The organism is Massilia eburnea (genome assembly GCF_009720745.1).
Lineage (GTDB): Bacteria > Pseudomonadota > Gammaproteobacteria > Burkholderiales > Burkholderiaceae_D > Rugamonas > Rugamonas eburnea.
This window is the reverse complement of record NZ_WNKX01000010.1, coordinates 45,081-68,928: the sequence shown is the minus strand read 5'-3', so window position 1 is coordinate 68,928 and position 23,848 is coordinate 45,081. Positions and strand designations below refer to the sequence as shown.

Annotated in this window: 24 protein-coding genes; 12 read left to right on the top strand and 12 right to left on the bottom strand. The window is 60.7% G+C overall.

Translation table 11 applies throughout. The features are described 5' to 3' along the window. Positions 1-3: 3 nt before the first annotated feature. From GM658_RS14800 to GM658_RS14775, 6 genes are read right to left on the bottom strand one after another with little or no spacing between them, the layout of a single operon-like run. The gene (locus tag GM658_RS14800) at positions 4-804 is read right to left on the bottom strand and encodes an ABC transporter ATP-binding protein (RefSeq protein ID WP_155454822.1); all 801 of its coding nucleotides are present in this window, start codon (positions 802-804) and stop codon (positions 4-6) included. Positions 805-811: 7 nt separating this feature from the next. Beyond that, on the bottom strand, positions 812-2,116 hold the full coding sequence (locus GM658_RS14795) for an ABC transporter substrate-binding protein (protein ID WP_155454821.1): 1,305 nt from the start codon (positions 2,114-2,116) through the stop codon (positions 812-814). Between the two features lie 29 nt (positions 2,117-2,145). After that, complete coding sequence (locus GM658_RS14790) at positions 2,146-3,204, bottom strand: branched-chain amino acid ABC transporter permease (RefSeq protein WP_155454820.1); 1,059 nt, start codon at positions 3,202-3,204, stop codon at positions 2,146-2,148. A gap of 3 nt (positions 3,205-3,207) precedes the next feature. Continuing rightward, complete coding sequence (locus tag GM658_RS14785; protein ID WP_371865119.1) at positions 3,208-4,104, bottom strand: branched-chain amino acid ABC transporter permease; 897 nt, start codon at positions 4,102-4,104, stop codon at positions 3,208-3,210. A gap of 5 nt (positions 4,105-4,109) precedes the next feature. Further along, positions 4,110-4,922 (bottom strand): ABC transporter ATP-binding protein, encoded by an 813-nt coding sequence (locus tag GM658_RS14780; protein WP_155454818.1) that lies wholly within the window; start codon positions 4,920-4,922, stop codon positions 4,110-4,112. A gap of 14 nt (positions 4,923-4,936) precedes the next feature. Next, entirely contained in the window at positions 4,937-6,880 is a 1,944-nt protein-coding gene (locus tag GM658_RS14775) for an AMP-dependent synthetase/ligase (protein WP_229416914.1), read from the bottom strand. Between the two features lie 114 nt (positions 6,881-6,994). On the opposite strand from GM658_RS14775, the gene GM658_RS14770 reads away from it, so the two are divergent. Both GM658_RS14770 and GM658_RS14765 read left to right on the top strand, forming a co-directional pair. Further along, on the top strand, positions 6,995-7,678 hold the full coding sequence (locus GM658_RS14770; RefSeq protein ID WP_155454817.1) for a Crp/Fnr family transcriptional regulator: 684 nt from the start codon (positions 6,995-6,997) through the stop codon (positions 7,676-7,678). 82 nt (positions 7,679-7,760) lie between these two features. Beyond that, positions 7,761-8,567: a beta/gamma crystallin-related protein gene (locus GM658_RS14765; protein ID WP_155454816.1), complete on the top strand. Its 807-nt coding sequence runs from the start codon at positions 7,761-7,763 to the stop codon at positions 8,565-8,567. 6 nt (positions 8,568-8,573) lie between these two features. Here GM658_RS14765 and GM658_RS14760 read toward each other — a convergent pair whose 3' ends face one another. Continuing rightward, a complete protein-coding gene (locus GM658_RS14760; protein WP_229416913.1) occupies positions 8,574-9,359 on the bottom strand; it encodes a nucleotidyltransferase domain-containing protein in 786 nt (261 codons plus the stop codon). A 135-nt stretch (positions 9,360-9,494) separates the two neighbouring features. On the opposite strand from GM658_RS14760, the gene GM658_RS14755 reads away from it, so the two are divergent. From GM658_RS14755 to GM658_RS14730, 6 genes are all read left to right on the top strand, one after another. Then, positions 9,495-11,285 (top strand): aminopeptidase P family protein, encoded by a 1,791-nt coding sequence (locus tag GM658_RS14755; protein WP_155454815.1) that lies wholly within the window; start codon positions 9,495-9,497, stop codon positions 11,283-11,285. Next, positions 11,282-11,545 carry a hypothetical protein gene (locus GM658_RS14750; protein WP_130316218.1) on the top strand — a complete coding sequence of 88 codons (264 nt, stop codon included), beginning with the start codon at positions 11,282-11,284 and terminating at the stop codon, positions 11,543-11,545. The genes GM658_RS14755 and GM658_RS14750 overlap by 4 nt, the downstream gene beginning before the upstream one ends. An 11-nt stretch (positions 11,546-11,556) precedes the next feature. Next, on the top strand, positions 11,557-12,300 hold the full coding sequence (locus tag GM658_RS14745) for an MgtC/SapB family protein (protein WP_155454814.1): 744 nt from the start codon (positions 11,557-11,559) through the stop codon (positions 12,298-12,300). Positions 12,301-12,309: 9 nt separating this feature from the next. After that, complete coding sequence (locus GM658_RS14740; protein WP_155454813.1) at positions 12,310-12,894, top strand: DUF924 family protein; 585 nt, start codon at positions 12,310-12,312, stop codon at positions 12,892-12,894. Then, complete coding sequence (locus GM658_RS14735) at positions 12,894-13,724, top strand: Rossmann-like and DUF2520 domain-containing protein (protein ID WP_155454812.1); 831 nt, start codon at positions 12,894-12,896, stop codon at positions 13,722-13,724. The genes GM658_RS14740 and GM658_RS14735 overlap by 1 nt, the downstream gene beginning before the upstream one ends. Before the next feature lie 174 nt (positions 13,725-13,898). Then, positions 13,899-14,261: a hypothetical protein gene (locus GM658_RS14730; protein WP_155454811.1), complete on the top strand. Its 363-nt coding sequence runs from the start codon at positions 13,899-13,901 to the stop codon at positions 14,259-14,261. Here GM658_RS14730 and GM658_RS14725 read toward each other — a convergent pair. Beyond that, positions 14,252-14,830: a putative pterin-binding protein gene (locus GM658_RS14725; RefSeq protein WP_155454810.1), complete on the bottom strand. Its 579-nt coding sequence runs from the start codon at positions 14,828-14,830 to the stop codon at positions 14,252-14,254. The genes GM658_RS14730 and GM658_RS14725 overlap by 10 nt on opposite strands. An 18-nt stretch (positions 14,831-14,848) precedes the next feature. Between GM658_RS14725 and GM658_RS14720 the strand changes: the two genes are divergently transcribed. Both GM658_RS14720 and GM658_RS14715 read left to right on the top strand, forming a co-directional pair. Continuing rightward, entirely contained in the window at positions 14,849-15,442 is a 594-nt protein-coding gene (locus GM658_RS14720; RefSeq protein WP_155454809.1) for an alpha-ketoglutarate-dependent dioxygenase AlkB family protein, read from the top strand. Between the two features lie 183 nt (positions 15,443-15,625). After that, a complete protein-coding gene (locus tag GM658_RS14715; protein ID WP_155454808.1) occupies positions 15,626-16,210 on the top strand; it encodes a porin family protein in 585 nt (194 codons plus the stop codon). A gap of 101 nt (positions 16,211-16,311) precedes the next feature. On the opposite strand, the gene GM658_RS14710 is transcribed toward GM658_RS14715, so the two are convergent. From GM658_RS14710 to rarD, 4 genes are all read right to left on the bottom strand, one after another. Then, positions 16,312-16,785: a DUF6265 family protein gene (locus GM658_RS14710; protein ID WP_155454807.1), complete on the bottom strand. Its 474-nt coding sequence runs from the start codon at positions 16,783-16,785 to the stop codon at positions 16,312-16,314. Positions 16,786-16,911: 126 nt separating this feature from the next. After that, entirely contained in the window at positions 16,912-18,579 is a 1,668-nt protein-coding gene (ettA, locus tag GM658_RS14705) for an energy-dependent translational throttle protein EttA (RefSeq protein WP_170298814.1), read from the bottom strand. 105 nt (positions 18,580-18,684) lie between these two features. After that, positions 18,685-19,467: a PEP-CTERM sorting domain-containing protein gene (locus tag GM658_RS14700; protein WP_155454806.1), complete on the bottom strand. Its 783-nt coding sequence runs from the start codon at positions 19,465-19,467 to the stop codon at positions 18,685-18,687. A 152-nt stretch (positions 19,468-19,619) separates the two neighbouring features. After that, positions 19,620-20,495 carry an EamA family transporter RarD gene (rarD, locus tag GM658_RS14695; protein ID WP_155454805.1) on the bottom strand — a complete coding sequence of 292 codons (876 nt, stop codon included), beginning with the start codon at positions 20,493-20,495 and terminating at the stop codon, positions 19,620-19,622. Positions 20,496-20,627: 132 nt separating this feature from the next. On the opposite strand from rarD, the gene GM658_RS14690 reads away from it, so the two are divergent. Together GM658_RS14690 and GM658_RS14685 are read left to right on the top strand one after the other, a co-directional pair. Beyond that, positions 20,628-22,508, top strand: a complete 1,881-nt coding sequence (locus GM658_RS14690) for a potassium transporter Kup (protein WP_170298824.1) — start codon at positions 20,628-20,630, stop codon at positions 22,506-22,508. Positions 22,509-22,605: 97 nt separating this feature from the next. After that, positions 22,606-23,808 (top strand): FKBP-type peptidyl-prolyl cis-trans isomerase, encoded by a 1,203-nt coding sequence (locus tag GM658_RS14685; protein ID WP_155454803.1) that lies wholly within the window; start codon positions 22,606-22,608, stop codon positions 23,806-23,808. Positions 23,809-23,848: the final 40 nt, after the last annotated feature.

Sequence of the window (23,848 nt, the reverse complement as noted above, 5' to 3'; positions counted from 1 at the left end):
GGATCACGCCAACCAACGCTTACGGCGTCGGTAAAATTTCATGTCGCGGAAGCTCTTGCGGCCGGCACCTGACATGCCGAGGTAGAACTCTTTGACGTCTTCATTGTTGGCCAGTTCGCTGGCCTCGCCTTCCATCACTACCCGGCCGTTCTCCAGGATGTAGCCAAAGTCCGCGTAGCGCAGCGCCACATTGGTGTTCTGCTCCGCCAGCAGGAAGGACACGTTCTCCTTGACGTTCAGGTCCTTCACGATGCCGAAGATTTCTTCCACGATTTGCGGCGCGATGCCCATCGACGGCTCGTCCAGCAAGATCATGGAAGGCTTGGCCATCAGCGCGCGCCCGATGGCGCACATCTGCTGCTCGCCGCCGGAGGTGTAGCCCGCCTGGCTGTTGCGCCGCTCGCGCAAGCGCGGGAAATAGTGGTAGACCTTCTCCAGCGATTCCTTCATCTCTGCGCGCGAAGCACTGCGCGTATAGGCCCCCGTCAGCAAATTTTCCTCGATGGTCAGGTGGCCGAAGCAATGACGTCCCTCCATCACTTGCGACAGGCCGCGCTTGACCAGCTCATTGGGCGTGAGCTGGTCGATGCGTTCTCCCTTGAACTGCACCTCACCCTTGGTGACGTCGCCGCGCTCGCCGCGCAGCAGGGTGGAGATGGTCTTCAGCGTGGTGGACTTGCCGGCGCCGTTGGCGCCCAGCAGGGCGACGATCTTGCCCTGCGGGACCTGCAGCGACACCCCCTTCAGCACCAGGATCACGTGGTCGTAAATGACCTCGATGTTATTTACCGACAGGTAGCTCATAAGGTTCTCACTTCATGCAGGCAGGCGTGATCTTTTTCTCGGCCGCGTATTTGCCGGACGATTCATCCACCAGCTTGCGCAGCAGGACTTTGTCGCCCACCACCCAGTTCGGCGTGACAGCCTTCCAGGCCTTGCCGTCCCACTGCTGGACTTTCACGGCGCCCGAGCCTTCATGGTCGTCGCAGGAAGTCTTCACGGTCGGGAACATGTTGTAGACACCCAGTACCTTCTGGCGTGCTTCATCGATGTTCAGGTTTTCCAGGCCCCAGCGCAGCTGCTCGCCGGTGACCGGCTTGCCCTTGCCGAATTTGTCCTGCGCCGCGCGCATCGCTTCCACATACATCACGCCCGCGGTCAGGCCGCGCATGTGATAAACGGAGCCAATGCGGCTCTGGTCGGTCAGATTGCCTTTGCCGCCGGCGTAGACCTTCTTGCGCAGTTCATCCAGCAGCGGATAATTGCCTGGCGTGTTGAAGGTCATCGAGGTGTAGCCCTTGGCCGCATCGCCCGATGGCACGGTATCTTCCTCGGAGCCGGCCCACCATACGCCCAGCATCTTCTCGCGCGGGAAGCCGTTGCGCTGTGCGGTCTTGATGGCGACCGAGTTCATCACGCCCCAGCCCCACAGGATCACGTAATCCGGCTTGGCCTGGCGGATCTGCAGCCATTGCGACTGCTGCTCGCTGCCGGGCGGCGCTACAGGAATCTTGATCAGTTCGAAGCCGTATTGGGCGGACAGCGCTTCCAGCACGGGCAGCGGTTCTTTGCCAAAGGCGGAGTCGTGGTACAGGTGCACGATTTTCTTCCCCTTCAGCTTATCCATGCCGCCGCTCTTTTCGCCCAGGTACTTGATCATCGCAGCGGCCTGGCTCCAGTAGTTGGAGATCAGCGGGAATACGTAGGGGAAGACTTTGCCGTTGGCGGCATCCGAGCGGCCGTAACCGAGGGTGGTCATCGGGATCTTGTCTTGCGGGATGCGGTCCAGGATGCCGTAGGCGATGCCGGTCGACAGCGGTTCCACCACGGTGGCGCCGCCATTCTTGGTTTTCAGGCGTTCATAGCATTCCACGCCGCGCGACGGGTTGTATTCGGTCTCGCATTCTTCCCAGGCGATTTTCACGCCGTTCACGCCGCCGTTGGCGTTGACCAGGTTGAAGTAGTCGATGATGCCGCCATAGAAACCGGAGCCGCCAGCCGCATAAGGCCCGACGCGGTAGGAGGGCAGGGCGACAAACTGTTCGGCTGGTTGCGCCCATGCGCTACTGGCGACGATGCTGCTTGCTAAGGCAATGCCAAGTACGAACGATTTCATGTGATGTCTCCAGGTTTTAGTTGGTCCGCTCAGTGGGGGAAGGGCCACAGGCGGAGTTTCTCTTTGCCGATTTGCCACAAACGTGCCAGACCGTGGGGTTCCACGATCAGGAAGAAAATGATCAGGGCGCCGAACACCATCAGTTCCAGGTTGGATGCCACGGTGGTAGGCAGGGAAAGCCCGTGCGCCACAATGTTCAGGAACACAGGCAACAGCACGATGAACGCCGAGCCGAGGAAGGAGCCAAGCACCGAGCCGACGCCGCCGATAATGATCATGAACAGGATGCGGAAGGACAGGTCCAGGTTGTAGGCTTCCGGCTCCACGGTGCCGAGGTAGGCGAAGGCATACAGCGCGCCTGCCACCCCGCAATAAAAGGAGCTCACCGCAAACGCCAGCAGCTTGGTGCGCATCAGGCGGATGCCGATCACTTCCGCCGCCATATCCATGTCGCGCACGGCCATCCAGGAACGGCCGACGTTGGAGCGGATCATGTTCTTGGCCAGCAGCGCCATGACGACCACCACGGCGAGCACCAGCAGGTATTTGCGCTCCGGCGTATCGAAGCCGTAGCCGAAGATTTCCATTTTCTGCGCCGTGATCACGCCGGAGGAGCTGTTATTGGTCAGCCAGCCGATTTTGGTCAGGCACCACACGACAAAGAACTGCGTCGCCAGCGTCGAGGCGGCCAGGTAAAAGCCGCGGATGCGCAGCGATGGCAGGCCAAAGGCAATGCCGACCATGGCGGCGCACAGGCCGCCCAGCACAAAGGCCAGCAGCACCGGAATGCCGGGCACGCGCAGCATGAAGTTGTATGCCCCGAACGCGCCCACCGCCATGAACGCCGCGGTACCGAGCGACAGCTGGCCCGCGTAACCCGTGAGGATGTTCAGCCCGAGCGCCGCCAGCGCAAAAATCAGGAAGGGGATGAAGATAGCCGACAGCATGTAGGGCGACGATACCAGCGGCAGCACCAGCAGCGCCACGGCGAGCGTCGTGAACAGGGCGATGCGGTCCTGGCGGATCGGCAGGATCTGGCCGTCCGCCTCGTAGCTGGTCTTGAATTGTCCTGCTTCGCGGTAGAACATCGCTTAGATCCTCCGGATGATTTTTTCGCCGAACAGCCCTTCGGGGCGCACCAGCAGGAACATCAGGGCCAGCACGTAAGGGAACCAGCCCTCGATGCCACCGCCCACGTGCGGGCCGATATAGACCTCAGCCAGCTTCTCGGAGGCGCCGATAATCAGCCCGCCCACGATCGCCCCCGGCACCGAGGTGAAGCCGCCCAGGATCAGCACCGGCAGCGCCTTCAGGGCGATGAAGGTGAGCGCAAACTGCACGCCATTGCGCGCGCCCCACAGCATGCCGGCCACCAGGGCGACCATGCCCGCCACCGCCCACAGGATGGCCCAGATGCGCTGCAGCGGAATGCCTACCGCCTGCGCCGCCTGGTGGTCGTCCGCTACCGCGCGCAGGGCGCGCCCGACCTTGGTCTTGGCGAACATCAGTGCCAGAAGCGCGACCAGCACGGCGCAAATCACGGCGGCGATCAGGTCGAAATTGGAGACGATGATGTTGAACTTCTCCATGATGTATTCGCTCGGTACGTCTTCAATCGGCAGGTCCAGCTTGTGCACCTGGGAGCCCCAGATCAGTTGCGCCAACCCTTCAATGAAGAAGGCCAGGCCAATGGTCGCCATGAACAGCGTGATTTCCGGCTGGTTTACCAGGGGCCGCAGCACGACGCGTTCGATGGCAAAGCCGAGGACGACCATCGCCAGCACGGTGGCCGGGATCGCAAGCCACAGCGACATGCCGAATTTGTCCATGAAGCCCACGCAGGTCAGTGCGGCAAAGAACACCATCGCACCCTGCGCAAAATTGAACACGCCGGAAGCCTTGTAGATCAGCACAAAGCCGATCGCCACCAGCGCGTACATGACGCCGGACAGCAAGCCCCCGATCAGGGTCTCGAAGAAGAAGGAGATATCCATCAGTGGGCCACTCCGAGATAAGCGTCGATCACGTCCTGGTTGGTGCGGACTTCATCCGGCGTGCCGTCGCCGATCTTTTTGCCGTAATCCAGCACCACCACGCGGTCCGAAATATCCATCACCACGCCCATATCGTGCTCGATCAGAACGATGGTGGTGCCGAATTGTTCGTTCACGTCGAGGATGAAGCGGCACATGTCCTGCTTTTCTTCCACGTTCATGCCGGCCATCGGTTCGTCCAGCAGCAGGATTTGCGGTTCGGCGGCCAGTGCGCGGCCCAGCTCAACGCGCTTCTGCAGCCCGTAAGGCAGGCGGCCGACAGGCGTCTTGCGGATATGCTGGATCTCGAGGAAGTCGATCACCTCCTCGCATTTGCGGCGGTGCTCGATTTCTTCACGCTGCGCGGGCCCCCAGTACAGCGCCTGCAGCAGGAAGTTGGACTTCATCTTCAGGTTGCGGCCGGTCATGATGTTGTCCAGCACCGTCATGCCCTTGAACAGCGCGATGTTCTGGAAGGTGCGCGCGATGCCCGACTTGGCGGCGGCGTAGCAATCCATATTCTTGCGCTGTTGGCCGCGATACACGATCTCGCCCTGCTGCGGGCGGTACACGCCGTTGATCACGTTCAGCATCGAGCTCTTGCCCGCGCCGTTCGGGCCGATGATGGCGCGGATCTCATGCTCGCGCACGTTGAAGGAGATATTGGTCAGCGCCTTCACCCCGCCGAACGACAGCGAGATATTGCGCATGTCCAGGATCACGTCGCCGATCTTGCGGCCGGCAGTGATGGCTTCCGGTTCGTTCATTTGCATGGTGGCTTCCCCGCTTATGCTGCCTTGAGGTCCATGATCCGCAGGTCAGCCGCCACCGTGCCGGTGCGCCCGTCCTCGAACTTGACCTGGGTTTCGATGTATTGCGAAGCTTTGCCGCCGTACAGTGCCTCGATCAGCACCGCGTATTTCTCGGCGATGAACTTGCGGCGCACCTTGCGGGTGCGGGTCAGTTCGTCGTCGTCAGGGTCGAGCTCCTTGTGCAGCACCAGGAAGCGGTGCACTTGCGTGTCAGCCATCAAGGCCTCCTGCGCCAGGTCGGCGTTGACCTTTTCCACGCATTCCTTCACCAGCGCATAGGTCTGTTCGTGCGCGGCCAGGTCGGTATAGCCCGAGTAGGCGATGCCGCGCCGTTCTGCCCAGTTGCCCACAGCCTCCATATCGATGTTGATGAAGGCGGTCACCTTGTCGCGCTCATGCCCGAAAGCCACCGCTTCCTTAATGAAGGGGAAGAACTTCAGCTTGTTCTCGATGTAGTTGGGCGCGAAGATGGCGCCGTTGTTCATCTTGCCCACGTCGGCCGCGCGGTCGATGATGCGCAGATGGCCGTCGTTGTCGAAGATGCCGGCATCGCCGGTGTGGAAGTAGCCGTCGCCGTCGATGGCTTCGGCCGTTGCATCGGGACGCTTGTAATAGCAGTGCATCAAGGTTGGCGACTTGACCAGCACTTCGCCGTTGGGCGCCAGTTTTACCTCCACGCCCGGCGCCGGCTTGCCGACGGAGTCGAACTTGATTTCGCCATCCGGTTGCAGGCAGATGTAAGCGCAGGTCTCGGTCGAGCCGTAGAACTGTTTCAGGTTTACGCCAATGGAACGGTAGATGCGGAACAGGTCCGGTCCGATCGCGGCGCCCGCCGTGTAAGCCACCCGGATGCGCGACATGCCCAGCACATTGCGCAGTGGGCCATACACCAGCATATTGCCGATGGCGTAGCTGATACGGTCGCCCAGCGCTACCTGTTTGCCATCAAGGATGTCCGAGCCCACGCGCCGCGCCACCGCCATGAAGTGATGGAACATCTTGCGCTTGATGGCGCCTGCGTCTTCCATGCGGATCATTACCTGCGTCAGCATGTTTTCGAAGATGCGCGGCGGGGCAAAGTAATAGGATGGGCCGATTTCGCGCAAGTCGGTGGTGACGGTATCCGACGATTCGGGGCAATTGACGGTAAAGCCGGCGGTCATCGCCTGTGCAAATGAAAACAGGCAGTCGCCCACCCATGCCATCGGCAGGTAGGACAGTACATTCTCTTCATCGGTCAGCTTGTCGAAACTGATGCCGCCAATCGCTGCCGACAGCAGCGCCTTATGGGTCTGGCACACGCCTTTCGGTTTGCCGGTGGTACCGGAGGTGTACAGGATGATGGCGCTGTCGCTTTCCTTGCCCTCCGCAATCGCGGCCTCGTAGAAGCCGGGATGCGCCTTGTCGTATGCGCGCCCCAGTTCCTGCAGGCGGGCATAGGACATCAGCTGCTGGTGCGTGTAATTGCGCATGCCCCGTTCGTCTTCGTAGGCGATGTGCTTGATATCCGGGCATTGCTCGCACAGGTCGAGCAGCTTGTCGACCTGCTCCTGGTCTTCGACGATGGCGTACTGGATTTCCGCGTTCTCCAGCACGAACGCCATGTCGGCTGCCGGCGCATCCTGGTACATCGGCACCGGCACGCCGCCCAGGCACTGCGCCGCCAGCATCGACCAGTACAGGCGCGGGCGGTTGTCGCCGATGATCGCCAGGTTCATGCCGCGCTGGAAGCCGATCGCGGCCAGTCCGCAAGCCAGCGCGCGCACTTCTTCGTTCGTTTGCTGCCAGTCCCAGGTCTGCCAGATGCCCAGGTCCTTTTCGCGGAACGCAGGCTTGTGCGGCCGCTCCTTGCCATGCTGAAGCAGCCTGCGAGGGAAGGTCGTCAGATTATCCTGCACGGTGTCTCCTTGGGTTTTCAAGTGCGCTTTTTAGGTGGGCCGCGCTTTTTGTGTGATGATATTAGCGTGAGCTATGTCGCAAAGTTGTCATTTCAAAGACAATTCGACGACTTTTGATGGTGCGACGCAACAACAATGAAAACTGAACCGAGCCTGATCGAAGCCATTCGTAGTTCCACCTGGGCCCCTGTGCTCACAGCGGAACTGCTGGCGCGCGTGGAGGCCACCTGCTACGAAGAATTTATTCCCAAAGGCGGCTTCGTTTGTCATAAAGGGGAAATTGTCGATAATTGGATTGGCATTATCTCGGGCATGGTGAAAATGAATAATTTTTCTCCAAACGGGAAAAGCGTCACATTTACTGGCGTGCCGCCTGGCGGCTGGTTTGGTGAAGGTTCATTACTAAAAGACGAATGCCGCCGATATGACGCCATGACCCTGCGCGACAGCCGGATTGCGCGCATGCCTGCCGTTACTTTCCACTACCTGCTCGAGAATAGCCTACCCTTCACCCGGTTCCTCTTGATGCAGCTCAACGAACGTTTGGGTCAGTTCATCGGCATGGTGGAAAACGAACGCTTGCTGGACCCGGATACACGCGTTGCGCGCTGCCTGGCATCCCTGTTTAATTCCCATCTGTACCCCGGCATCGAGCGGCTGGTGCAGATTTCCCAAGAAGAGGTCGGCCTGCTGTCGGGCTCTTCGCGCCAGCGCGCCAACCAGGCGCTGCAAGTGCTTGAAAAGCAGGGCTTGTTGCGCGTGGACTACGGCGGCATCCGTATCCTTGACCTCGACGGTTTGCGCCGCTTCGAAGCTTAGATTTTGCAACGAGCGTTCCCGAACAGACCAGCCCACATTGCAGCGGCATGCTGGGCGCACCTGATCTGTATCGGAGGACATCATGAACTTTCCAATCAGAACTGCGCTGGCGGCATTCCTTGCCTTGCTGGGCGCCCAAGCATTTGCACAAATTACGCTTTACCCCGGTGAAGGCTGGCGTGGACGGCCATTGACTGCCAATAACTCGATCCGAGACTTAAGCGCGGCAGGATTCAACGACCGCGCCTCGTCGGTCGTGGTCGAGGGCGGCCGCTGGGAAGTCTGCGAGGACGCCTATTTTGGCGGCGAATGCAAGATCTTGCGCCGCGGCAGTTACGAGTCGCTGCGCGGCATGGGCATGAACAACAGCATTTCATCGATTCGGCCGGTACCGCGCCGCCGCCAGGTCAATGAAATGGCTTACGCGCCGGAGCCGCTGCCACAAGCGACCTATGAATACCGCCAGCGGCCAAGGGAGCGCTTGTTCGAAGCACCGATCACCTCCGCCCGCGCCGTGGTCGGACCGCCGGAACAGCGATGCTGGGTTGAGCGTGAGCAGGTGACGTCTTCGGGCGATAACGGCACCGTCGGCACGATTGCCGGCGCCCTGATCGGCGGCGTGCTGGGCCACCAGGTCGGCCGCGGTACCGGCCGCGATGTCGCGACGGTCGGCGGCGCCATCGCCGGTGCTGCAGTCGGCTCGAATGTCGGCCGCAACAGCGGCAACCAATACGCCCAGAACGTGCAGCGCTGCGAGGCAGTCCCCAGCCGCACGCCGCAATACTGGGACGTGACCTACGATTTCCACGGTGTTGAGCACCGCGCCCAGCTGAGCGCTGAGCCCGGCCGCACTATCACCGTCAACCGAGATGGCGAGCCGCGCATGTAGGTAGACTTAACGTTGCTCGGCCAAGGTGGCGTGGAATAGCTGGTTCAGTTCAGCATTGACATCGCTTCGCTGAAAACGGTCAACACTCGGTTGTTCAAGGCGGGCGAGTTCCGCCTCGATAAACCGGTTCAGGCACGGAACGGGCTCGGACAGGCCCATTTCCGGTGCCGCTTTCTTCTTTTCCAGGAGCGTTGCGATCGCTTCGAGCAACTGCATTTCACCCTCCAGCAAATGCAGCAGCTTTTCAAACTCGATCGGTGCAGCGATAGCATAGCGCTCAAGCCAACGGACGGCCAGCAGTGGGCGCAGCACGTAAAAGTACTTCTTCAAAGGCACCATCTCGGCACGCAGGTAGCCACGATAGTTGGTCTTTGCCATGTTGCGGTAATGGTAGGCGCCGCTTTCGCAGGAATAGACCTTAGGCAGTAACGTGCGTGCGGCATCGGCGAAGCCGCCGTGTGAACGGTACAGGATCGGCGACTGGATCCATTCCACAAATGCAGGGTTCGATCTGCGGAACAGGCGCAGCGCCTTGCGGACATCCCAGCCATTCAAGTCGATGTCGTCGACGATCTTGTACTCAATGACGTCGCGCCGCTCTTCCAGGTCAACGGACAGGTACCATTCTGGCCGATGTGCGTAAATGAAGCGTACATCGTAATCACTGTTCGGCGAGGCGAAGCCCCAGGCACGGCTGCCTGATTCGACGGCCAGCAGGATCCGGACATCATGCTCGGCTTCCGCTGCAGCCAAGCGGCGCATGATCTCTTCGCGTATATCTTCAGGAATCAATTCTTCTCCGCTTCAATTTGGGTTGCATCAGTCCATGAGGCAAATCATGGCACAGCAATCCCGGCGTGGTAACCCCCTGGCGCCTGAATGCGGCGCTGGCTAAGCAAGTCGGCGCAATCGCGGTATGATTGCGCTATGAAAGAATCAATCAGCACCAGACTGGAATCCATGCGCGCGGCCATGCGCCGCCATCAGGTTGACGCCTGCATGGTCCCATCTTCCGATCCGCACTTGTCAGAATATTTGCCGCCGCGTTGGCAGGGCCGCGAGTGGCTGTCGAACTTCACCGGTTCGGTCGGTACCTTCATCATTACCCAGGATTTCGCTGGCGTCTGGACTGACGGCCGTTATTGGACCCAGGCCGAATCGGAACTGGCCGGCACCGGCGTGCGATTGATGAAAATTTCATCGGGAGCCAGCGTGCAGTACATCGACTGGCTGGCGCAGACGCTGCAGCCAGGCCAGGTGTTGGCGGTGGATGGCGCGGTTCTGGGCCTGTCGGTCGCCCGCCTGCTGCAGGCACGCGGCATCGCCATGCGGACGGACCTCGACCTGCTTGAAGAAGTGTGGACCGACCGGCCCGGCCTGCCAGATGCACCTGCTTACGAACACCAGCGTCCATTCGCGGACAAGCCCCGCGCTGCCAAGCTGGCGGCGCTGCGTGTCGAAATGGAGCGCCAGGGCGCTACCCACCACATCATTTCGACGCTGGACGACATCGCTTACCTGTTCAACCTGCGCGGTTCGGACGTCAACTACAACCCAATCTTCCTGTCGCACGCGCTAGTGGATCGCGAGCGCACCATGCTGTTCGTCGGGGCAGGAAAAATCGAACCCGGCCTGGCCGGCCTGCTGGCGGCCGACAATGTCTTCGTCGAGCCATACGAAGAAGTGGCGCAGGCGCTGGCATCGCTCCCCGCCGGCAGTACGCTGCTGCTGGACCCGCGCCGCATCACGTTCGGCACCCGTCAGGCCGTGCCTGACCGTGTGAACGTGATCGAGGCGGTCAATCCGACTACGTTTGCCAAATCGCGTAAGACCGAACATGAAGCCGATTACGTGCGCGCCACGATGGAGCAGGATGGGGCAGCGCTGTGCGAATTCTTTAGCTGGCTGGAACAAACGCTGGCGGATCCGCAGCGCGAGCCGCTGACCGAATATGCAATCGGCCAGCACCTGCTGCAGGCGCGCCGCCGTCGTTCCGGCTTTGTCAGCCCGAGTTTCGGCACCATCGCCGGCTTCAATGCGAACGGTGCGATCATGCATTACCGCGCGCCGGCGCAAGGCAGCGCGGTGGTTGAAGGAGATGGCCTGCTGCTGCTCGATTCCGGCGGCCAGTACACAGGGGGCACCACCGATATCACGCGCGTGGTGCCGGTCGGCGCCATCACCCCGGAACATCAGCGCGATTTCACCCTGGTGCTGAAGGGCATGATGGCATTGTCCGTGGCCCAGTTCCCGCGCGGCGTGAAGTCGCCGATGCTGGATGCGATTGCGCGCGCGCCGCTGTGGGCGGCCGGCATCGATTTCGGCCACGGCACCGGGCACGGGGTCGGCTTCTTCCTGAACGTTCACGAAGGCCCGCAATCGATTTCTCCCTCCACGCCGCCGGATGCGCATACGGCGATGGAACCGGGCATGATCACTTCCAACGAGCCGGGCATCTACCGTCCCGGCAAATGGGGCATCCGCATCGAGAACCTGGTACTGAATGTGCCGGCCGCCAATTCCGAATTCGGCGAATTCCTGCGCTTTGAAACCCTGACCCTGTGCCCGATCGACACGCGCTGCATCGACAAGTCGCTGCTGCGCGAAGACGAGGTGCGCTGGCTGAACGACTACCACGCCACCGTGCGCCAGCGCCTGCGCCCGCATGTCAGCGGCGCTGCGCTGCAATGGCTGGAACAAAGGACGGAGGCAATATGAGCCGCTCCACCAAAGCATCCAACGCGCTGGCGCGCCTGAAAGAGCGTTCCGGCAACCAGGCCTATTCGATGACCATGACCGGCAGCGGCCACTTCTTCCTGACCGAAGGGCCGGGCCAGCCGCCGCTATGCCCGCCGATGGAACTGGACGACTTCGTCGCCTTCGTCAACGCGCAAGGCCCGCAAAAAGTGAAACGCGTCAGCAAACTCGATGTAGCATTCGAAAAGCAGCTCGCAGCCAAGAAAACACCAAAACCATAAGTGAGGCAGCCATGCCAAGCATAGAATTCCTGCGCGCTTACTGGTCGTCCGGCGAACTGGCGACCAATCTTGTGATCCTGATGAATATCGGCGGGGCGCTCCTGCTTGGCCTGTGCGTCGGCTATGAGCGCTCTTACCATGGCCGGGCGGCTGGCATGCGTACCTATGGGCTGGTATGCATGGCGTCGGCTGCGCTGACGGTATTGTGCGGCTATCCCAACCTGTGGTTCGGCGGCCATATGTCGGAACTGGTGGGCACCGACCCGACCCGCGTGGTGCAGGGTATCGTGACCGGCATCGGCTTCCTTGGCGCCGGCGTGATCATGCGCGAAGGCTTCAATATTTCCGGCCTGACGACGGCGGCGTCGATCTGGGCTTCGTCCGTCATCGGCGTGGCAGTGGGTCTCGGGTTCTACCTGGGCGCGATGGGCCTGGCCTTCCTGTGCGCGATGTCGATGATTTTCCTGTCGAAGGTGGAGGCCTGGCTGCCGTCGCGCCACGCCATCGCGATCACCATGCGTTTCAAGCCGGGCTTTGAGCCGAAGGAAGACCAGCTGCGCGCCATGGCGCTGGAGCGCGGCTACCAGATCGCCGGCGGTTCGCTCACCATCGGCATGGACCAGGGCAAGCTGGAATGGCGCTTCGTCGCGCTCGCGCTCAGCAAGCGCAGCGGTTCGCCGCTGTCGCGCATCGCGGAAGAGATGACGCACTTCGACGGCATCGACAGTTTCCAGGTCACCCACGCACGCAACTAGGAGGCAGGTTTGGTCATCCATTCACAAGACGTTCTTGACTTCTGGTTCCTGCCGATCGGCGCCAAGGGCCACAATATGCAGCGCCCCGAATGGTGGCGCAAGGACGACGCATTCGACCGCGCAATCTTCCAGCAATTCGGCGACGTCATCGAAGAAGGACTGGTGGGCGGCCTGCGCCATTGGGACGACGAGGGCACGCAAGGCACGCTGGCGCGCATCATCGTACTGGACCAGTTCACCCGCAACGTCTATCGCGGCACGCCGAAGGCCTTCGCCGGCGACGAGCTGGCGCTGGAGGCGGCCAAAGCCCTGGACGATTCGGGCGCCAACCAGACCTTGCCCCCAGCGCAGCGCGCCTTCTCGTATATGCCGCTTGAGCATTCGGAAAACTTGTCGATGCAGATGCGCTGCGTGGACCTGTTCGAAATGCTGGCGGCGGATGCGCCGGGCTATGCCGGCATGCTCGATTTCGCGAAGAAGCATTTCGAGGTGATCCGCCGGTTCGGGCGTTTCCCGCACCGGAACGCCATCCTGGGCCGGGAATCGACGCCGGAAGAAGTTGAATTCCTCAAGCAGCCGGGGTCGAGTTTCTGATGCTGAAGCTTTCCGTCGTTGGCGGCGGCCAGGTGGGCCGCGTGCTCGGGCGCCTGTTCTCGCGTGCCGGCGTGTTCGCCGTTCAGGACGTCGTGGCCCGTTCCATGGACAGCGCAGTGCAAGCGCAGGCCTTCATCGGCGCTGGTACGCCTGCAGTCGCCGGAGGCGCCTTGCGCCGGGCCGACGTCTACATGCTCACCGTCTCCGATGACCAGATCGTGCCGGCTGGCGAGGCATTGGCGGCGGCCGTCCCCTTGCAAGGCGCCGTGATATTCCATTGCAGCGGCGCGCTGGCTTCGGACAAGTTGGCAGCAGCGCGCGCAGCCGGCGCGCATGTCGCCAGCCTGCACCCTATCCGCAGCTTTGCCGACACGGAGGCCGTGGCGGCCGGCTTTGCGGGTACTTTCTGTGGGGTGGAAGGCGACCAGCAGGCGCTCGATGTGCTCCTGCCTGCACTGGCGGCAATCGGAGGCCGGGCCGTGCAGATCGATCCATCCGCCAAGACCGTGTACCACGCCGCGGCCGTCTTCGCGAGCAATTACCTGGTGACCGTGATCGACGCGGCGCTGCGGGCGTACCAGGCGGCGGGCGTTCCGGAAGCCGTGGCGCGCGAACTGGCGCGTCCCCTGGCGCTGGAATCGATGGAAAACGCCTTCCGCCTTGGCGCCGCGCCGGCACTCACCGGGCCGGTGGCGCGCGGCGATATGGCAACCGTGCAGCGTCAACATGGAGCAGTGGCAAAATGGGATGAGGCCACCGGCAAGCTGTACGAGGCCCTGGTTCCGCCTACCGTAGCGCTGGCTGCGCGCAAACGTGCTGGGCTGCCCTGATAACAGGCCTTGCAATCGAGCAGTGTAAAAGTATAGTTGAAAGGCAGGACGTGCTTTTTGCTCTCTCTTGTGTTGTGGTAGAGCAAAAAGATGGCCCCGGCGGGTGACAAAATTGGCCGTTCGCAATAAGCTGGTTTACTTCGGAAAAGCCACACACAGTTCTAGGGGAAAGCCATGTTATTTTTGAAATCCACGTCGGTCACCAAGGCGCCTGGCATCTATGAAGTTGATATTGCCGCCAAACCGCCTGGCAAGACTTTCGGGGTCTACATGGCAACCGACCCGGACAATCCACCGACCTCCGTACTGGAAGCCCTGGCTGCCGGCGGCTTCAAGCAGGTGCACAGCTCCGGCTACACCCACAAAGACCGTGGCAAGGTGCTGGACCTGCATTTCCAGAAAGATGGCACCGACCTCTTCAATGGCTGGAAGGCGGACGAAGCCGAAGTCAATATGGCCATCATCAACAAGATTTTCGGTGACATCGGCGTCGCCATCGCTCCGCGCGTGATGTCGCTGGCCGAAGCTTACGCCTGAACCTCGATGTGATAGAGGGCCCAAGGGCAGGTGGTGAAGCGCTCGCCCACTGGCCTGCCTGCCATTTCGGGCACGCGGTCCGCATCGTAAATTGCCCATAAAGGCCCCAGGCCGCCCAGCGCCATCGGCGCGCCATCCATATGCGTAGCAACGATGAAGCGCTGCGCCCTGGCGCGCGCCAGCGCTACCGCCACCGCATAGCCATCCACCGCACGCAGCACCAGGTTGCTGTTGTCGCCGGTTTTCGCGCCGGCAGCTTTCAGCACGTCCACCAGCAATGGGCCGGACAGGGTGTGCACCCTGCTATCGTATTCCAGTGTCGGACTGATGGTGACAGCCGGCAGCGCCGCCAGGGCTGCAAAATCGAAGGTGAACGCCTTCTCGAAGCTCAGCCGTTGGCGATGCATCATCTGGTCGGCGACGCGGTCGAAGCCGCCGCGGTTCGCTTTGGCAATCGCGCCGGTTACGGTCAGCAAGGTTGGGCCGCGCTCGGCTTTGGGAGCAGCGGTGCCCAGGGACGGGAGGGCGCCGGCCGCTGCCACGGCGCCAAGGAATTGACGTTTCTTCATTGCTATATCATACCCTCTATGGACCAGTTTTCCGCCGAAGCCGAGTTATTACCCATCCCGATCGACGACGGCGAGCTGTATTTCATGCAGCAGTTGCCGCTCGCTGTGGATAACGCGCAAGTTATGCAGGGGTTGCTGGACGGCACGGCCTGGAAAGCGGAAACCATTTTCCTGTTCGGCCGCGAAGTGGCGCAGCCGCGGCTGAGCGCCTGGTATGGGGAGAAGAGCTACACGTATTCGGGCCGCACCTTCAATCCCCTGCCATTCACGCCGCTGCAGCTGGAAATCAAGCGGGCGGTCGAGGCTGCCACCGGCAAGCGCTTCAATAGCGTCCTGCTGAACTATTACCGCAACGAACAGGACAGCATGGGTTTCCACAGCGATGATGAGGTCGAACTGGGACCGGAACCGACCATCGCTTCGGTCAGCTTCGGCGCTACCCGCACCTTCATCTTGAAGCACAAGAAGCTGCCGAAAACCGTGAAAATCGACCTGACGGATGGCAGCTTGCTGCTCATGGCAGGCAAACTCCAGCATGGTTGGCGGCATGGCATCAACAAGGAGCGAAAACCCTGTGGTGCCCGCGTAAATCTCACATTTCGGCTCATCTGATGCCAAGTTCGGCTATCTTGGGCTGAACATTGGTAATTCAAGGTCACTTACAAAATCACACAATTCTTACCAGTTCGTCTCCCCCTTGAACTTTTGGCAGTGTTATCGTGCTTTCCATCGCACTTCCAGAGACGAAGAGCGATCCCAAGCAAGCCCAATCAATTTTGCTGAAAGATCACGAACATGAAAAAAATCGCACTCGCCCTCATTACTTCCGCCGTTGCCCTGGGCGCGGCATCCGTCCAGGCCCAAGAGCTGAAACCTTATGTCGGCGCTGGGGTCGTGGGCACCAGCAACAAGTACAACCTGCCTAACGACACCAGCGGCGGCGACACCAAGAGCACCGAATACGGTGGCAAGATCTTCGGTGGCGTGCAGATCGACAAGACCTGGGGTGTGGAAGCCGGTTATGTCGACTTCGGCAAACAGTCTTACGACTACACCACTAACGCCGGCACTGGCAGCATCGAGAGCAAATCCAAGTCCTATTACCTGGCAGGCAAGGGCACCTTCCCGATCAACCAGCAGTTCGCGGTGACCGGCAAGCTGGGTGTGGCCCACAACACCAACAAGGTGAATGCCACCGGCCTGGCCTTGGCGTACGACAGCGATAACAGCCGTAACGCGCTGTACGCTTCGGTTGGCGCCGAATACGCCTTCACCGACAAGCTGTCGGGCGTGCTGGAGTACGAACACTTCGGCAAGAACGAAGTCGACCAGGGCCGTCGCAAAGGCGCGATCAACCTGGGCGTCAAGGCTAGCTTCTGAGTCGAGGGGGAGGGCAGTTCAGCTGCTTCCCCCCGCAAAGTACCGATCGAGGCCGGGTACGACAATGGCAGCTTTGCGCTGTCATTGTCCTTGTGCCCGCCTCACCCTCCAGTCGGACATTGCGTCCGCTGCATAGGGTAATCGAAAGCTTTTTCCTTGCCTTTCGATATGCCTTCAATTCGCGCTTTCAGGCCGTCCTGGCCGTCGCGCTTGTATATGATCCGCTGCGGGAAGTCATGCTGCGGGTTTTCAAACAGCACTTCTCCATCGCCGATCGACTTGACCGGGAAGGCCGCTTCAGGCTGTCCGCCTGGCTTGGCCACGTAGGACCAGATGCCTGGCGCGGTTTCGCGGATCATGGTGTGTTCCCATTCCACGGTTTTGCCGTTCTTGACCGTGCGGGCGATGCCGAGCATGGTGCCGCCGGCAGGGAGGGTCCACATTTCGACCGAACCTGCGTCGGCCCCGGTTTGCGACCAGCAGCCGGCCAGCCAGGAGAGCTTTTCGAGAGGGGCTTCGTGCGCGATGGCGCCGGCGCTGGCTAACAGCAGGCCGCATAGGAATTGTTTGCGCATTTTGAAGTCGCTTCTAAACCCGGTAAACCGGTGTCAGACCCAAGGGTCAGACACCGAATGATCTTATGGCCAGCGGCTCAGGCATACCTGGGTCAGACCCTTGGGTCTGACCCAGCCCTACCGGGTTTAGCCGTGCAGCGGCTTGTAACGAATACGCTTCGGCTTGGCGCCTTCCTCACCCAGACGTTTCTTCTTGTCCGCTTCGTATTCCTGGTAGTTACCAGCGAAGAAGGTCACCTGGGAATCGCCTTCGAAGGCCAGGATGTGGGTCGCAATACGGTCCAGGAACCAGCGGTCGTGGGAAATCACCATCACCGAGCCGGCGAATTCCAGCAGCGCATCTTCCAGCGCGCGCAAGGTTTCCACGTCCAGGTCGTTGGACGGTTCGTCCAGCAGCAGCACGTTGCCGCCCATCAGCAGGGTCTTGGCCAGGTGCAGTCGGCCACGCTCACCACCGGACAGGTTGCCAACGATCTTCTGCTGGTCCGAGCCCTTGAAGTTGAAGCGGCCAACATAGGCGCGCGACGGCATCTCGAAACGGCCCACGTTGAGGATGTCGGCGCCGCCGGACACCGCTTCGAACACGGTTTTCTCGTTGTCCAGCTTGTCGCGGCTCTGGTCTACCAAAGAAATCTTGGCGGTCTTACCGATTGCCACTTCGCCGCTGTCCGGCTGCTCGATACCGGCGATCATCTTGAACAGGGTCGACTTACCGGCGCCGTTCGGGCCGATGATGCCGACGATTGCGCCCGGCGGGATGATGAAGGACAGGTTGTCGATCAGCAGGCGGTCGCCAAAGGATTTGGAGACGTTCTTGAACTCGATCACATCGTTACCGAGGCGTTCGGCCACAGGGATGAAGATCTCCTGGGTCTCGTTGCGCTTCTGGTATTCGTATTCGCTCAGCTCATTGAAGCGTGCCATACGGGCCTTGGATTTGGCCTGGCGCGCCTTCGGATTCTGGCGCGACCATTCCAATTCCTTCTGCAGCGCTTTCTGGCGCGCGGATTCGGTAGCTTCTTCCTGCTTCAGGCGGGCCTGCTTCTGGTCCAGCCAGGAAGAGTAGTTGCCTTTCCACGGGATGCCGTGGCCGCGGTCCAGTTCCAGGATCCATTCGGCGGCATTGTCGAGGAAGTAGCGGTCGTGGGTAATGCCGACCACGGTGCCAGGGAAGCGCACCAGGAATTGTTCCAGCCATTCCACCGATTCAGCATCCAGGTGGTTGGTCGGTTCGTCGAGCAGCAGCATGTCCGGCTTGGACAGCAGCAGTTTGCACAGTGCCACGCGGCGCTTTTCACCGCCGGACAGCACGCCGATCTTCTGGTCCCAAGGCGGCAGGCGCAGCGCGTCGGCGGCCATTTCCAGCTGCAGGTTCAGGTTGCCGCCGTCGGCAGCGGCGATGATGGACTCCAGCCGCTCCTGCTCCTTGGCCAGCGCGTCGAAGTCGGCATCCGGTTCGGCATAAGCTGCGTACACGGCTTCCAGCAGGGCTTGCGCGTTGAAGGCTTCGCCCAGGCCGGATTCCACTTCCTGGCGCACGGTTTTTTCAGGGTCCAATTGCGGTTCCTGCGGCAGGTAGCCGATGTTCAGGCCCGGCATCGGGCGCGCTTCGCCCTGGATGTCGGTATCGATGCCTGCCATGATTTTCAGCAGGGAGGATTTGCCGGAGCCGTTCAGTCCCAGCACGCCGATCTTGGCGCCCGGGAAGAAGGACAGCGAAATGTCCTTCAGAATCTGACGTTTCGGTGGGACGATTTTGCCCACGCGGTTCATGGTATAGACGTAATTGGCCACGGTATGTGTTCTTGTCGGTTCGTAAAGGCGCTAGTTTAGCGCATTTGGAGGGACGAAAAAAAACCCGGCGATGCCGGGTTTCTTGAAATGCGGTGCGCTGCCTGTTCAGGCTTGGCGGCGGCGCATGGTGGCCAGTGCAGCCAGGCCCAGGCCGGTCAGCAGCAGGCTGGTTGGCACGGGAATCTGGGCGTCGGCCGGCGGAATCGGCAGGTCGACGGCCAGCAGGTGCAGGCGCATGCTGTCGATGTTGAACTGGCCATTGCTGCTCCAGATCGACAGGCTGAGGATGCCGTCGGCAATCAGGTCGCTCAGTGCTTTGTTGTCCAGGTTCAGGGTGACGCTCAGGTCGCCGCTGAAGGAACCGTTGTTCAGGGTATTCGCGGTCTGGTAAGTGGTGCGGCCGAAACGATCGCTGCCCGATTGGCTGTCCAGGGTAGTCCAATTGGAAGCGCTCTGCTGCCATTCGGAAGTATCGCTGCCGGTGCTATCGCCCACCTTGACCTTCATCGTGTCGGTGACAAAGTCATAGCCGTAGCTGCTGTGGTTACGGGTGTAGGTGTAATCGGTCACGTTGCAGTTGCCATGGTTGCAGGCGCCGGCATTGTAATGGGTCGAAGTGGTCAGCGTGTAGCCGCTGTAAGAGTCACCGGTCACGTTGTACGCAGCGTCCGAATGGCCGAAGACGGTCAGTTGGCCGAAGGAAATCGCATTGCTGCCCAGGCTATTGCTGGCCAGCAGGTCGTTGATGTTGATTGCGTACGATTTTGCGGCGCCGAAGCCCAAGTGGTCGCCTGCCGTGACATTCGCGGTCAGCGAGACCGGAAGGGCTTGCGCGCTAGCGGCGCAGATCAATGCAGCGATACCTGCCAGAAACTTATTGCGTACCATTAATGCTCTCCTGTGGTGGAACCGACAATAAAGCAAGCTTTATGCCTGGTCCACCAAGCTGCATCTTAGGTTATTGATTCATATGAGGAAATTTTTCTTGAACTGAAGGAAACGATTTGGCCCGCCGGTAACAATGTAAAGTTTTCCGACACTCAACTCGTCTTTCTGCTGACCAACCATCCTTCCAGCATATAAATGGCCAGCGCGCTCCAGATGAAGAGGAAGCCCACCAGGCGGGCCGAGGAAAATGCCTCATGAAAGACCCACACGCCCAACAGCATCTGCAAGGAAGGCGACATGTATTGCAGCATTCCCAGCACCGACATCGGGATGCGCCGCGCCCCGGCAGCAAACAGCAGCAGCGGGATGGCCGTGGTCGGGCCGGCCGCAGCCAGCAGCCAGCGCGTATTGTCCGACTCGGCATTCAGGAAGACGCTTTGGCCGTGGTAGACCAGCCAGCCGAGGTAGGCGACTGCCAGCGGGAACAGGATCAGGGTTTCGAACGACAGCCCCTCGAGCGCCGCCAGCGCCGCCGTTTTGCGCAGCAGGCCATAGGCGCCAAAGCTGACGGCCAGCACCAGCGCGATATACGGGATCTGGCCGCCCTGCCATGTCAGCCAGGCCACGCCGGTCGCGGCCACGCCTATGGCAATCCATTGGCCGCGGCGCAGTTTCTCCTTCAGCACCAGCATGCCAAGCAAGACATTGACCAGGGGATTGATGAAATAACCCAGGCTGGCATCGACCACATGGCCGTTATTCACCGCCCAGATATACACAAACCAGTTTGCGCTCAGCAGGAAAGCGCTGGCCAGGAAACTGCCCACGATTTTGGGCTGGCGTAACACTTGGGGCAGCCATTTCCACTGCCGGCGTACCGCCAGTACCACCGTTAAGAAGATGAGGGACCAGGCCATGCGGTGGGCCAGGATTTCGGACGCCGGTACGTCCTTAATTGCGTGAAAATAGAGTGGGAACAGGCCCCAGGACAGGAAAGCGCCTGCGGCGTACAGCATGCCGGTATTCATGAGAGCGGTGATTTTCTTTTCGTAAAGGTGGAAAATAGCACATCCGCCACTTTTTCACCGGCGCTCTAAAAAACTTGCAAAAGGCTTATAGTTGGCCTATTGTGCGATGCACCAAAACCAATTTTGGGTGAAATCTTGTCACAACATAAGAAAAGCAGCGTTGCCGCGCTGACGCTGGCCGCCGTAGGCATTGTTTACGGCGATATCGGTACCAGCCCCCTCTACACTCTCAAAACCATCTTCGACCCGGCCCACGGGCTTCCGCTGAACCAGGAAAACCTCCTGGGTATCGTCTCCCTGATCTTCTGGGGCCTGACGATGATTGTCACCGTCAAATATGTCACCTTGATGCTACGCGCCGATAACCGCGGCGAAGGCGGCATCATGGCCTTGATGGCCCTGGCCCTGAATTCCGTGCACAAAGCGGCGCCGAAGTGGCATTTCCCACTGCTGCTGATCGGTACCTTTGGCGCCACCATGTTCTATGGCGACAGCGTGATTACCCCAGCAATCTCGGTGCTGTCGGCGATTGAAGGTCTTGAGGTCGCAGCCCCCGGCCTGGAAAAATTCATCGTTCCACTCACCATTGTCGTGCTGGTGAGCCTGTACGCCGTGCAGCGCCACGGCACCGCTGGCATTGGCCGCTTCTTCGGTCCGATCATGGTGCTGTGGTTCGCCGCCCTGGCGGCAATGGGCGTCATCAACATCGCCAAGGAAACGGCGATCCTGCATGCGCTCAACCCGGCACACGCCTTTACCTTCCTGTTCTCGCATGGCATGGTGGCCTTCGTGGCGCTGGGCGCCGTGGTGCTGGCGTTTACCGGCGCCGAGGCCCTGTATGCCGACATGGGCCACTTCGGCAAGAAACCGATCCGCATCGCATGGTTCTTCATCTGCTTTCCTGCGCTGGCGCTGAACTACCTGGGCCAGGGCGCGCTGCTGATCCAGAACCCAGCTGCGCTGGCCAACCCTTTCTTCAACCAGCTCGGTAGCTGGAGCGTGATCCCGCTGGTGATCCTGTCGACCGCGGCCACTGTGATCGCGTCGCAAGCCACGATTTCCGGCACCTTCTCGATGACCAAGCAGGCCATCGCGCTGGGCATGCTGCCACGCATGCGCATCCAGCACACCTCGGAAAGTGAGATCGGCCAGATTTACATCCCGGTCGTGAACTGGATGCAGCTGAGCGTGGTGCTGATCGCCGTGATTGGCTTCCAGTCGTCGGATGCGCTGGCCGGCGCCTACGGCATCGCCGTGACCGCAACGATGCTGGCGACCACCATCCTGACCTTCTTCGTCACCCGCTACCGCTGGCACATGCCGCTGATCATGTGCTTCGGCGCGACCGGCTTCTTCATCATCATCGACATCACGCTGTTCTCGGCGACGTCGCTGAAGCTGTTCCATGGCGGCTGGTTCCCGCTGCTGCTCGGTACCGCGCTGTTTACTACCATGCTGACCTGGCGCACGGGCCGCGAACTGGTGTTCAAGAACCTGGAAAAGCATGCGATTCCGCTGGAGGATTTCCTGAACTCCCTGTTCATGGCGCCGCCAACCCGCGTGCCGGGTACTGCGGTGTTCCTGCGCGGCGAGAGCGATGGCGTGCCGCATGCGCTGCTGCATAACCTGTCGCACAACAAGGTGCTGCATGAACGCGTGGTGTTCTTCACCGTGCACATCGTGGAAGAACCGTACGTTCCGCCTTCGGAACAGGTGCGCGTCACCGCGCTCGGCCACGAGTGCTACCAGCTGAACATCCATTACGGCTTCAAGGACGAACCGGACGTGCCGGCCATCATGGCTCTGTGCGAACAATGCGGCCTGAAGTTCGAAATGATGGAGACCTCCTTCTTCATCGCCCGCCAGACCGTGATTTCCACCCCCGGCGAAGGCATGGCGCCTTGGCGCGAGCACCTGTTTGTGGCCATGTCGCGCAATGCGCGTGCCGCGGCGGACTATTACCAGATCCCGCCAAACCGCGTCATCGAACTGGGCACGCAGGTAGAGATTTAATTTGTAACGGAAGTCATCGCAAGTGGAGACAGGGTTAACGGTCTGCTAAACTGCTGCACCGTACCCCTGACTCATTTGACGAATAGGCAAGACTGAAATGAAGAACACGATGTTCAAGGTAATCGCCTCCCTGGCTTGCGCCGTGGTCCTGGCGGCTTGCGGTGGCGGCGCCAAGACCGACACCACTACCCCGCTGCCGCCGCAGCCTACCTTCACCAAGAGTGATGTCCAGGCAGGCACGGGCGATAAAACCGTCGCCGTCGGTGACCTGGTGGCCGTTCACTTTACAGGCTACCTCTACGACGAGACCAAGGCCGACAAGAAGGGGGCGCAGTTTGCTACCACCCGCACCACTGCTGACACGGCGCCGAGTATTTTTACCGTTGGCGTTGGCAACCTGATCGCCGGCCTCGACCAGGGTATCGTTGGCATGAAAGTGGGCGGCGTACGCAATTTGCTGATCCCGTCCAGCATGGCCTGGGGCCCTTATGACCATGCGGACGTTACTGGCAAAGTACTGGTGCCTGCCAATACCGCCGTGGTGTATGACGTCGAAGTGTTCACCATCACCACCTTGCCATTGGCCCTGTTCAGCAAAACTGATACCACGGTTGGAAGCGGCACCGAGGCGGCAGCCAACAACCTGGTGACGGTGAACTACACTGGCTATATCTACGACGCTTCCAAGGCCGACAAGAAAGGTGCGCAGTTCGACACCGGCTCTTCGTTCACCTTCCTGCTTGGCGTGAATAGCCGCATTGGCGGCTGGGAGCTGGGCATTCCTGGAATGAAGACCGGCGGTAAGCGTACCCTCTACGTCCCTAGCGGCCTGGCATATGCCCAGTGGGGACGTAAGGATAGCGCTGGCAATTACGTGGTGCCGCAGAATACCGCGGTGGTCTACGACATCGAGCTGACGGCCGTGAATACGACGCCGCCGGCTTCCACCGTACAGCCTGACTTCAAGAAGGTCGATGACCAGGTCGGTACTGGCGCCGCTGCTGTCACGGGCAATACCTTGCTGGTGCAATACACCGGCTACCTGTACAACGACAGCGTGACCGATAAGAAGGGCCTGCGATTCGACACCTCCCGCATCACCGGCACGCCTTTCAGCGTGAAGCTGGGCGAAGGCAAGGTAATCAAGGGTTGGGAAGACGGCCTGCTTGGCATGCAAGCAGGCGGCCGCCGGACCCTGTATATTCCGGCTAACCTGGCTTACGGGTCGAACGCCCAGACCAATATTCCAGCGAACTCCGCCCTGATCTTTGAAGTGGAAGTGATTTCCATCACCCCGTGATCGGGTAGTTGTTTTCCCCCAAAAAAAACGGCCTTTCGGG

Coding starts and splice junctions, on each gene's coding strand:
- GM658_RS14725 (WP_155454810.1), bottom strand. CDS start 14,830: ATGAAGAAACGTCAATTCCTTGGCGCCGTGGCAGCGGCCGGCGCCCTC.
- GM658_RS14800 (WP_155454822.1), bottom strand. CDS start 804: ATGAGCTACCTGTCGGTAAATAACATCGAGGTCATTTACGACCACGTG.
- GM658_RS14790 (WP_155454820.1), bottom strand. CDS start 3,204: ATGTTCTACCGCGAAGCAGGACAATTCAAGACCAGCTACGAGGCGGAC.
- GM658_RS14765 (WP_155454816.1), top strand. CDS start 7,761: ATGAACTTTCCAATCAGAACTGCGCTGGCGGCATTCCTTGCCTTGCTG.
- GM658_RS14700 (WP_155454806.1), bottom strand. CDS start 19,467: ATGGTACGCAATAAGTTTCTGGCAGGTATCGCTGCATTGATCTGCGCC.
- GM658_RS14770 (WP_155454817.1), top strand. CDS start 6,995: ATGAAAACTGAACCGAGCCTGATCGAAGCCATTCGTAGTTCCACCTGG.
- GM658_RS14715 (WP_155454808.1), top strand. CDS start 15,626: ATGAAAAAAATCGCACTCGCCCTCATTACTTCCGCCGTTGCCCTGGGC.
- GM658_RS14780 (WP_155454818.1), bottom strand. CDS start 4,922: ATGCAAATGAACGAACCGGAAGCCATCACTGCCGGCCGCAAGATCGGC.
- GM658_RS14755 (WP_155454815.1), top strand. CDS start 9,495: ATGAAAGAATCAATCAGCACCAGACTGGAATCCATGCGCGCGGCCATG.
- rarD (WP_155454805.1), bottom strand. CDS start 20,495: ATGAATACCGGCATGCTGTACGCCGCAGGCGCTTTCCTGTCCTGGGGC.
- GM658_RS14735 (WP_155454812.1), top strand. CDS start 12,894: ATGCTGAAGCTTTCCGTCGTTGGCGGCGGCCAGGTGGGCCGCGTGCTC.
- GM658_RS14710 (WP_155454807.1), bottom strand. CDS start 16,785: ATGCGCAAACAATTCCTATGCGGCCTGCTGTTAGCCAGCGCCGGCGCC.
- GM658_RS14685 (WP_155454803.1), top strand. CDS start 22,606: ATGAAGAACACGATGTTCAAGGTAATCGCCTCCCTGGCTTGCGCCGTG.
- GM658_RS14730 (WP_155454811.1), top strand. CDS start 13,899: ATGTTATTTTTGAAATCCACGTCGGTCACCAAGGCGCCTGGCATCTAT.
- GM658_RS14720 (WP_155454809.1), top strand. CDS start 14,849: ATGGACCAGTTTTCCGCCGAAGCCGAGTTATTACCCATCCCGATCGAC.
- GM658_RS14795 (WP_155454821.1), bottom strand. CDS start 2,116: ATGAAATCGTTCGTACTTGGCATTGCCTTAGCAAGCAGCATCGTCGCC.
- GM658_RS14750 (WP_130316218.1), top strand. CDS start 11,282: ATGAGCCGCTCCACCAAAGCATCCAACGCGCTGGCGCGCCTGAAAGAG.
- GM658_RS14745 (WP_155454814.1), top strand. CDS start 11,557: ATGCCAAGCATAGAATTCCTGCGCGCTTACTGGTCGTCCGGCGAACTG.